We start from the raw sequence: 10,781 nt of genomic DNA, 5'->3' as shown, positions 1-10,781 counted from the left end.
AACTTGCCTCAGTAAAACTATAAGCTATTTTTCTAAAATATTGACGACTTTCTCCTGAAAATATATCCCAACAAGACTCAATACCAGCAGCTAATTTCTCTATCTTATCCACATACTTATTTATATCTTTAGGGATATCATTTTTAAATTCAATTTCTGTATTAATTGCCTCCAAATATTTTTTCGTCCCCACCATCATCTCCTGTAAAGTTGCCTCTATGCTCTGACCTTTGATAGCAGCAACTTCTCGAAAAAACTCCTGTACTTCATCAGTTAATGAATTAGGAGAAATACAATTTTCTAAAAACGATTTTACTTTCTCAATCTTGTCTTCCGTCCGTTTAAGAGCTAATGCTTGAATGTTTTCGGTTGAATGAAAAGGGAGCATGGGAGTTTTATTCTTATTTGGAAGGGGATAATATTGAGTTTAAAAGTGTTAATTTTGGTTCTCCTACAGATTTAATTTATGAGGATGTGTTTTTAGGGGAATTGTAGGAGCAGTTAGCGATCGCCTCTAAAATGTGGTTGTTATTGCAGGGGCGATCGCTTCTAAACGTCACGATGTAAAAGATTAAATTTCATTTTGTGTTCCATCTGACTACTGAATTTCAATTTGAGCTTGTTGATGATATTGGTCATCTGAATCGACGGCAGCATAAAGAGGGCCAGTATACGCAATAACAGCTCCCATGATTATTTCTGGTTGAGTATATAGGTTGGATAGAGGCAACGGTGCTTGGAGAATAATTGCTAGAAACCATAATATACTTTGTAAAGGCAAGAAGCGGAGGACATTGAACTTGAGAATCTTTGGTATAGACTTGGGAAATCAGCTTTGTCTAAAGTCCAATATGAATATCAAGTTCAGCTAATCAACCATAAATGAGATGTCATTACGTAAGCAACTCTATAATTAAAAATAACTTATAACTGAAATGAGCATTACTTATACATTTTTGGGTAAAGGTGGTACAGGTAAAACAATTATTGCATTTGCCACTGCCAAACGATACGCTAGCCTTGGTAAACGAGTCTTATTTGTGGGACAAGAACCTGCTTCAACATTATCTTTAATATTAGGTGCTAATATTGGCCCAGAACCTACAGAAATAGACTCTAATCTCAAAGCAGTCAATATTCAGGCAGCAAGCTTATTAGAAAATGGTTGGGAAGAACTGAAAAAACTAGAAGCTGAATATATCCGTACACCCTTCTTTAAAAAGGTATATGGTCAAGAACTGGGAGTATTACCAGGAGTAGAAGGAATTATGACTATTAATGTTATGCGGGGATATAGTGCTAGTGGGAAATATGATGTAATTATTTACGATGGTACAGGAGATAAGGAGACTCTACGACTTTTGGGTTCGGCGGAAATTATGAGTTGGTATATTCGTCGCTTCCGTCAAGTTATTCTCGACTCAGATGTCTACAAAGCTATTTCTCCATTTGTTCAACCTATTAGTAGTGCTATTCTGAATGTTGATTGGACTGGGGATAATTTTTCTCAACCAACTGAAAAAATCAATGAACTGTTAGATAATGCTAAAGCTACTATAGCTGACCCAAATAGGGTAGCAGCATACTTGGTTACTACAAATGATAAGGCAGCGATCGCCACAGCAAAATATTTATGGGGAAGTGCCCAACAAGTTAATCTGACTGTAGGGGGAGTAATTCTTAATCAAGCAGATTTAGCTGATAATGTTGTTGATGAATTTGCACCATTATCCGTAACTCCGATTCCCCGTCTTTCTAATGAAGATTGGCAACCTCTAATGGATGCTCTGCCAGATTTTAGTCAAGCAGTTAAGGCTCCTAAGCCCATCATCATAGATATTGAAAAAAGTCAAGTAAGTTTATTTTTGCCTGGTTTTGATAAAAAACAAATTGGGCTTACTCAATATGGACCGGAAGTAACTATTGAAGCGGGAGACCAGAGAAGAAATATTTTCCTTCCTCAACCTCTTAGCGGAAAACCTGTTACTGGTGCAAAGTTTCAAAATGATTATTTGATTATTTCTTTTTGAAGGGAGTAGTGATTCAACAATTAATAATTAATAATTACCTCTTCTAGAAAACAGAATTGATTGACTAAATGGAAGTCTCTACAATGGTCTACTAAAATAAAAATTGCTGTAATTTTAAAAAAAGCAGGTTAAAAAACTGCTCACAAAACTTTTTGAAATTTAGTAGATAGATAACTTTTACTAATCACAATAATCCAACTAAAAATGACTAATCAAGAAACAAAAACAGAAGAAAAAAGCACTGGTAAAGCCAGACAATTATTAGGAATGAAAGGTGCTGCAGGTGGAGAAACTAATATTTGGAAAATCCGCTTGCAACTAATGAAACCTATAACCTGGATTCCTTTAATTTGGGGAGTGGTTTGTGGAGCTGCATCTTCAGGAAACTATGCTTGGAATCTAGAAAATGTGTTGATGTCTGCTACTTGTATGCTAATAGCAGGACCTTTGATGGCTGGTTATACACAAACTTTAAATGATTTTTACGACAAAGAAATAGACGCTATTAATGAACCTTATCGACCAATTCCTTCAGGTGCAATTTCTATTCCTCAAGTTGTGACTCAAATTATAGTTTTGTTACTATCAGGAGTCGGTATATCATATCTTCTAGACTTATGGGCTGGTCACGATTTTCCAATTATTACTATATTGTGTTTGTTTGGATCATTTTTAGCTTATATTTATTCAGCACCACCACTAAAATTAAAACAAAATGGTTGGTTGGGAAATTATGCTTTAGGTTCTAGTTATATTGCTTTGCCTTGGTGGACTGGTCATGCATTGTTTGGAGAGTTAAATTTAACAATCGTAATTCTGACTTTGTTTTATAGTTTTGCTGGATTAGGAATTGCTGTAGTTAATGATTTTAAGAGTGTGGAAGGAGATGAAAAGTTGGGTTTAAAATCATTACCAGTTATGTTTGGTATTGGCACTGCGGCTTGGATTTGTGTATTAATGATTGATATTTTTCAAGCTGGAGTAGCGGCTTATTTAATTAGTATTCAAGAGAATTTGTATGCTGTAATTTTGCTATTGATGGTAATTCCTCAAATTACTTTTCAGGATATGTATTTTCTCAGAAATCCTCTAGAAAATGATGTGAAATATCAGGCAAGTGCCCAGCCTTTTTTAGTATTAGGAATGTTAATTACTGGTTTAGCTCTAGGTCATGCAGGAGTTTAGTCTGTTCAGTTAATAAGGAAGAAGGAAGAAGTAAGAGGGAAGAAGGAAGAAGGAAGAAAGAAGAAGGTTAAAAATTTTCTAATGTAGGGAGGCTGTCTGCCACTTCCCTACTTTTCTTAACTTTCAACAGACAGAATCAACTAGATTTCATAGAATGACAAAAAAAGTAGATATTAGCAGTAAGCGTATCATTGGAATTTCTCCCAGTCGTTGGGTAGAATGGGTGACAGAAATTACCAATATTACTGTCGAAGAAATAATCTCTTCAGACTTCCAATGGATAAGTCGAGAAGGGGATGTTTTGCTTAGTGTTTCTAGTCAAGAACATGGAGAATTTCTAGTTCTTAATGAAATGCAATTAAGGTACAACACAGAAATGCCACGTCGGATGCATGCTTATGCCGCATTAGCAGAAGAAAAGTACAAAAAACCCGTTTATCCTGTATTAATAAATATTCTTGAACCAAGCACACCCACAGAAATAGTCAATTGTTATGAATCAGAATTTTTGAACCTCAGAGCGTATCAAGACTATCGAGTTATTAACTTGTGGGAAGTAGAAGCACAAATAGTTTTTCAACAACCTCTTCCTTCTTTACTTCCTTTTGTTCCTATTCTTAAAGGAGGAGGAGAAGAAGCAACTGTTAGACAAGCATTACAACTTTTACGGGAGGATGAACAACTTTTAGAATTAGAAAATTTACTAGCATTTTTTGCTACCTTTGTATTAAATACAGAAATAGTACAACAAATAATGAGGTGGGATATGGCAGTTTTACAACAATCTCCCTGGTATCAACAAATTTTACAAGAAGGAGTAGTAATTGGCGAACAAAGAGGTGAACAACGAGGAATTGAAATTGGTGAACAACGAGGTGAACAACGAGGAATTGAAATTGGCGAACAAAGAGGGGAACAACGAGGAATACTTTCTGGAATAGAAATAGCATTAGAATTGAAATTTGGTGAATCAGGAAAGGAGATATTTTCAGAAATTAATACTATTGAAAATATTCAGGTTTTAGAAACAATTCTCGCCTCTCTCAAAACTGTGGAAACTATCGAGCAATTACGGCAAATTTATCAAAATAGGCAGTAGGCAGTAGGCAGTAGGCAGTAGTTAGGGGAATTATAGAGGAGGTAGAAGTAAGAATTACTTAATTTTTCTGCTTCGGTGAAGGATGGGGAGTGGGGTTCATATCATTAAATGTTTTCAAATTTTGAGCTTCATTAATTTAAACCCTGAACCTTTCCCTACCATTATAGCACTACAAGAATTGGTTAGGACATTTTTCAATCCTAAAATCCTTTTACAGTTTGCTATTTCCTGTTCCCTATTCGCTATTCCCTAGCGTTACGCGCCATACCACATTTTAGATATGTCGGTCTACGACAATAATGTACTCAGTCATTTTAGTTATCAGTTGTCAGTTGTCAGAGATTACTTTTAACTTTTAATTTTTACCTTTTAATTTTTAACTGATGTCATGATAAAAGCTAATACAATTGACAAAATTAATACTCAGATTGAGCCAGATAAATTAGAGGAAAAGGTAGAAACCCAGAATATATATCTACGCCTATTTACCTATGGTTTACCACATAAAACACCATTTTTATTAGGCATATTATTAACAATTTTTGCCTCGTTTATTACTTTTTTTATCCCCCAAATTAATCGCTATGTTATTGATGTAATAATTCCTGCAAAACAATTCAATATGCTCCCTTGGGTGGCAGCACTTATCCTGTTTATAAGTTTGGCAGGAAGTATATTTTCTTTTTTGCAGTTGTATGCGATAAAAATATTTGGAGAAAATACAATTAAAAGTATTCGCATAGAGCTATATCAACATCTTCAATTCTTATCCATCAGTTATTTTGAAAATCAACGTACTGGTGAATTAATATTACGATTGGGAAGAGATGTAGAAATAGTTGGGCAATTACTTAATTCTAATTTAATCGCAATTCTAATTGATAGTTTTGCTTTTATTGTCGTTTTTATTTATTTATTAATCAGTAATTGGCTTCTAGCAATAGCGATCGCCCTGACTTGGCCTTTGATAATTTATCTTTTACAATTTACTCAGAAAAGACTCAAAAAAATATTCCAAGATACGAACCTAGCAAGAGAAATAATTAGCAATCATTTACAAGACACTATATCGAATATTACAATCATTAAATCTTTTGGTAATGAGCAGTATGAAATTGATAGATTTAGTGAATATAGTCATAATTATATGGAGAAAAACCTCCAGGCAACTCGGTTTTTAGCTATATCTACACCGGTAATTAATACCCTGAATAAACTAGGTAATGTCATTGCATTAGTTTTTGCTTCCTGGGGAGTAATGGTTGGTAGTTTGACTATTGGAGAATTAACAGCTATTTTGAGTTACGTCACCCTCCTAAATAAACCAATTAGTCGATTTAATGGGTTAATAGGTATGATGCAAAAAGCAACGGTATCAGCTCAAAATATTTTTTCTGTTCTAGATACTAAATTGGAAGTTATTGATAAGGAAAATGCGATTAAATTAACCTCTGTTCAGGGTAATATAAAATTTGAAGAAGTTGGGTTTGGTTATCAAGATAGGGAGTTAGTTATTGATAATTTTAACTTAGATATTAAGCCAGGAATGTCAGTAGCTTTAGTTGGTTCTTCTGGCGCTGGAAAAAGTACAATTGCTAAAATAGCAGCACGTTTTTATGACCCGAAAGAGGGGCGCATTTTAATTGATGGACAGGACCTAAGAGATGTAAGTTTAAATTCATTAAGATCGCATATTGGCATTGTTCCTCAAGAGACTTTACTGCTCTACGGTACGGTACGAGATAATATTGTTTACGGCAAGCTAGATGCGACAGATGAAGAAATAGAAGCAGCAGCAAAAGCTGCCAATGCTCATAACTTTATTATGAGTTTTCCTGATGGTTATAACTCTATTATTGGCGAGCAAGGAGTGAAATTATCAGGAGGACAAAGACAAAGAATAGCGATCGCCAGAGTTTTGCTAAAAAATCCCCAAATTGTCATTTTAGATGAAGCAACTTCAGCTTTAGATTCTGAGTCAGAAAAATTAATTCAAGAGTCTATAAAAAATCTTTTTCAAGGACGTACTAGCTTGGTTATTGCTCATCGACTTTCAACTATTTGTCATGTAGATTTAATTGTAGTTCTGGAAAAAGGCAAGATTGTGGAAATGGGAAGTCATGCAGAATTAATTGCTCAAGAGGGAAGATATGCTTATCTCTACGGACTACAATTATCTTAAAATAAGTAAGTGATTAGCTATAAACTTTATTACCTTTAAAGGAGAAAAAAGCAATAGCTGAATGCTTGCCGAATAATTCTAATTAATAATTAAATAATTTAGGTTTAAAGCTTCCCCTTTTAAGGGGGAAAAGAAGAAATAATATTTCCTTATATTCAATCAATAACGGTTTTAACCAGAGGTAATTATCAATTATCCATTAATGAACATTTAGCCATCAATCATGCTTCAGTTCAAGGAGTAATTCAAACAGCTGTTTCAGCAGTAATTGATATTCTGAAAAGTTCTATAGCAATCAGGAATGAGTTGTGAGAATTGAGGTGTTTCTTAAAAGTGTAGAATATAGCAATTATTATATTCATATGATACGTTTTTTCCTCTTCTCTGTTCCCTGTTCCCTATTCCCTAAAAATTGCCAATATCTCAGAACTCAAATCATATTGCTATATATTTTAAATTTTATAGCAAGGAAGGAGTTGGTTAGGACATAGACTGCTGATGAACTTTAGACAGAGAAATGCTTTTCCTACTATTCCCTATTCCCTATTCCCTATTCCCTGCTATAGATACAATTAAAGATTACAGATAGAAGGTTTTCAAAATGCCTAGTTTAACAGTAAAAGATTTAGAAAAGCTACAAGTACAATATCCTGATTATCGGATGGAATTAGTAGGTGGAGAAATTATTTTTATGAGTCCTTCAGGGTTAGAATCTGAAGAAGTCGCAATAGAAATTGCTGCTCAACTTCGGAATTGGGTACGTCCCCGTAAGTTAGGCAGAGTATCTGGTTCTAGTGGTGGTTTTCGTTTGCCTAACAAAGATGGGGATGTTCGCGCACCCGATGTTTCTTTTATCTTAGCTGAACGTCTACCTCGTACAACAGAAGATTACGCGGAGTTAGTTCCTGATTTAATGTTTGAAGTGAAATCTAAAACAGATAGTTTAACTAAATTACGTCAGAAGATACAGGAGTTTTTGGAATTGGGAACTAAAATTGGGGTGTTAGTCGATCCGAGAACTCGCACGATGGAAGTGTATCGCCTCGATGCCGATAAGATAGTCCTGAAGGATGGGGATGTGCTGCAAGTATCAGAATTACTTCCTGGGTGGGAATTGCCTGTGGTGGAAGTTTGGGCACCTGAGTTTGATTGAGAAGACTGTTTATTCTTATCAAAAATTAGATTAAGTTTGATTGTGTATCGAAAATCATATATATAACATTTAAGCATTGCTGATTCTGGGTATGATTTGTATTTTTTATTTTGGATAGTTTGAACTACTTGTTAATATTAACTTTTCCCTACTCCCTATAAACCTACTTTCATACCTTAATTCAGCAATGCCAACATTTACTATGGCTGTTACTCTCCTACTCCGACAACTTACCGTTCCCCCAGGGCAAAGACTTTTAATTCATAACCTAGAGTGGGCCGAATTTGAGTCCATTCTTGAAGAACTAGGAGAACATCGCTCTACCCGCATTGCTTATAGCCACGGAACCTTAGAAATCAGAATGCCTACGCCAGAACACGAAGTCGATAAAGAACTACTCGGTGATTTAGTGAAAATTTTGCTTGATGATTTAGAAATCGACTGTGAGTGCTTTGGTTCCACTACCTTCAAGCGAGAAAATATGGACAGTGGTATTGAACCCGATCAATGCTTCTACATCCAAAACCACGATCGAATGCGAGGCAAGCGACGCGTCGATCTTAACCTCGATCCACCACCAGATCTAGCCATTGAAGTGGATGTTACTTCTAAGACTCAACTAGATGTCTATGCCAAATTAGGAGTTCCTGAACTATGGCGCTATGAGAAGAATCAACTCAGAATTGACCTCTTGCAAGGAGGTGAGTACCAGCAAGTTAGCACCAGTCCAACGTTTCCTACACTACCGATTCGAGACTTGGTAGCAGAAGTTTTAGCTCAGAGCAGTGAGATTGGGAGGAGTCCTGCTTTACGAGCTTTTCGCCAAAGACTAAAGCAACTGCTCTAATCAATATCGTAACTTATATCCTACATTCCGCACGACAAAACGTAATATAATACCAATTTAAAAAAAGAATGTTATCAATAATTGGGTCAACTAAAACTCTGGAAGTCAGATTGATATTTGAGAATAAAGAATACTGTTTAACCCTAAAAAATGATATTGAAGCTATTCCTACTGGCTACTGTACAGGTAAATGGCCATCTGGCTACTGTAAGGTATAATGGCCATTCTCTCCTACTGACTACTAGAAGCAACCGTAAGTATTTGTAGCAAACATTTATCAAATTGGTATAAGAGGATAAAGTGAAAGATAAAAAAATTAAAAATACAAGAGAAATATTATCAGAAACAGAGCAAGATATTATCAATAAATCTCAATATATAAAGCCTAAAATTAGCAGAAATAATAACTTCCGCTCTGTCTCCACAATGTTAAGTAAAAAATTTGAATCTCCCCTACAAGCACCAAAAGTTGATGACGCAAAAAAACAGGAAAAAATAGATAATATTTCTCAAGATAGTAGTGGAAAAAAGAACAGAAAAGTCACAAATTCATCTGCGGGGAAAGTTGCCAGAAAAGTTAATTTAAAAGAAATTTTAGGTAGTCGTAAACTTTGGTTAGGATTAGCTTCTATAGGAATAGGTAGTATTATCATTTATGGTGGAATAACTTGGCGAAAATTAGATCAAAGTTTACCAGATATTGCTGATATTTCTTCCTACAGTAGAGACGGTACTTTAACAATTAAAGCAGCAGATGGTAAAATTATCCAACAAACAGGACCTGCTACCAGAGAAAAAATTAAATTAGAAGATATTCCTACTCCTTTAGTTCAAGCTTTTATTGCTATTGAAGATAGGCGCTTTTATCAACATAGAGGAGTTGATTATCAAGGAGTTATTCGAGCGCTTATTTCAAACTTAATGGCTAGAGATGTTGTGCAGGGAGGTAGCAGTATCACACAACAGTTAGCGCGGATGGTTTTCCTAGATATGGAACAAACTATCTGGCGTAAACTCCGAGAAGCAATGCTAGCTTGGAAAATGGAGCGGGAGTTATCTAAAGAAGAAATTCTAGAATTATATCTGAATATAGTCTATCTCGGTTCTGGTGCTTATGGAGTCACTGATGCTTCCTGGGTATACTTTAGCAAACCAGTTTCCGGACTAAGTTTAGCAGAAATGGCAACTTTGGCAGGTTTGCCTCCAGCCCCCAGTGAATATTCTCCCTTAGTAAGTCCAGAAGCAGCTAAAAATCGTCGAAATATCGTGTTGGGAGTAATGCAAGAAGCAGGTTTGATTTCTCAACAGAGAGCTGAAATAGCGATCGCTAAACCAATGGAAGTACAACCCAGTGCGCCGAAACGTCTGATAGTTGAAGCTCCCTATTTTGCTAACTATATTCAGAAGGAGTTACCGAAATATGTTTCTCAAGAAGTCATAGATGCAGGTGGTTTGACTATAGAAACTACATTGGATCGCAATTGGCAAGAAATAGGAGAACAGGTAATTCAAGAAGCTGTAGATATTGATGGTGCTAACCAAAGATTCGATCAAGCAGCATTAGTCGCTATTGATACTACTACTGGAGAAGTTAAAGCATTGGTAGGAGGTCGAGATTTTGCCGAGAGCGAATTTAATCGTGCTATTCAGGCACAACGTCAACCAGGATCTACTTTTAAAAGTTTTGTTTATGCTGCTGCAGTTGCTGCTGGTTTTCCTCCTACTGATGGTTATCGAGATGTACCCTTTACAGTGGATGGTTATAAGCCAAAAAATTACGGTAAAAAATATGCAGGGTGGCGATCGATGATTGATTCTTTGGCTTATTCTGTGAATGTAGTAGCGGTACAGGTATTGATGGATGTGGGATTTGAACCTGTAATTAAATTAGCTGAGGATATGGGAATTAAATCTGAGGTTAAGGCTACATATTCTATGGCGTTGGGTACTTGGGAGGTTAATTTATTAGAGTTAACAAATGCATATGCTACTTTGGCAGCAGAGGGTAAGTTTATCGGCGCTCACGGAATTAAAAAAATAATTAATCAAAATGGTCAAGTTGTTTATGAAGCTTATGCTCAACCAAAGCAGGTGTTAGACAGTGGCAGTGCTAAAATTGTCACCTGGATGTTAGAAAATGTAGTTAAATATGGTAGTGGCTCCAATGCTTATTTGTATGATCGACCTGTTGCTGGCAAAACAGGTACAACGGAGGAGGCACGAGATTTGTGGTTTATTGGTTATATTCCGCAAGTGGCAACGGGAATATGGTTAGGGAATGATGA

9 protein-coding genes are annotated in these 10,781 nt (G+C 35.7%); 7 read left to right on the top strand and 2 right to left on the bottom strand.

Annotated features, from left to right (window positions below):
- Positions 1 to 388 (bottom strand): BAR domain-containing protein (locus tag AC3DU7_RS14060; RefSeq protein WP_488039959.1); only part of this gene is annotated, 388 nt, incomplete at its 3' end.
- Between the two features lie 210 nt (positions 389 to 598).
- The gene (locus AC3DU7_RS14055) at positions 599 to 781 is read right to left on the bottom strand and encodes a hypothetical protein (RefSeq protein WP_488039958.1); all 183 of its coding nucleotides are present in this window, start codon (positions 779 to 781) and stop codon (positions 599 to 601) included.
- Between the two features lie 154 nt (positions 782 to 935).
- On the opposite strand from AC3DU7_RS14055, the gene AC3DU7_RS14050 reads away from it, so the two are divergent.
- The 7 genes from AC3DU7_RS14050 to AC3DU7_RS14020 all read left to right on the top strand — a co-directional run.
- Positions 936 to 2,030, top strand: coding sequence for a Get3/ArsA fold putative tail anchor-mediating ATPase NosAFP (locus AC3DU7_RS14050; protein WP_488039957.1), 1,095 nt, complete (start codon positions 936 to 938; stop codon positions 2,028 to 2,030).
- 204 nt (positions 2,031 to 2,234) lie between these two features.
- Complete coding sequence (gene chlG / locus AC3DU7_RS14045) at positions 2,235 to 3,215, top strand: chlorophyll synthase ChlG (protein WP_488039956.1); 981 nt, start codon at positions 2,235 to 2,237, stop codon at positions 3,213 to 3,215.
- A 154-nt stretch (positions 3,216 to 3,369) separates the two neighbouring features.
- Positions 3,370 to 4,314: an Rpn family recombination-promoting nuclease/putative transposase gene (locus AC3DU7_RS14040; RefSeq protein WP_488039955.1), complete on the top strand. Its 945-nt coding sequence runs from the start codon at positions 3,370 to 3,372 to the stop codon at positions 4,312 to 4,314.
- A 388-nt stretch (positions 4,315 to 4,702) separates the two neighbouring features.
- The gene (locus AC3DU7_RS14035; RefSeq protein WP_488039954.1) at positions 4,703 to 6,496 is read left to right on the top strand and encodes an ABC transporter ATP-binding protein; all 1,794 of its coding nucleotides are present in this window, start codon (positions 4,703 to 4,705) and stop codon (positions 6,494 to 6,496) included.
- A 601-nt stretch (positions 6,497 to 7,097) separates the two neighbouring features.
- Entirely contained in the window at positions 7,098 to 7,649 is a 552-nt protein-coding gene (locus AC3DU7_RS14030) for a Uma2 family endonuclease (protein ID WP_488039953.1), read from the top strand.
- Between the two features lie 187 nt (positions 7,650 to 7,836).
- Positions 7,837 to 8,496, top strand: coding sequence for a Uma2 family endonuclease (locus AC3DU7_RS14025; RefSeq protein ID WP_488039952.1), 660 nt, complete (start codon positions 7,837 to 7,839; stop codon positions 8,494 to 8,496).
- 300 nt (positions 8,497 to 8,796) lie between these two features.
- The coding region (locus tag AC3DU7_RS14020; RefSeq protein WP_488039951.1) for a transglycosylase domain-containing protein at positions 8,797 to 10,781 on the top strand (1,985 nt) is incomplete at its 3' end.

The sequence above is a fragment of the Okeania sp. genome, assembly GCF_983059655.1.
Note: the sequence above shows the minus strand (reverse complement) of the source record. Positions and strands in the feature narration are given on the sequence as shown.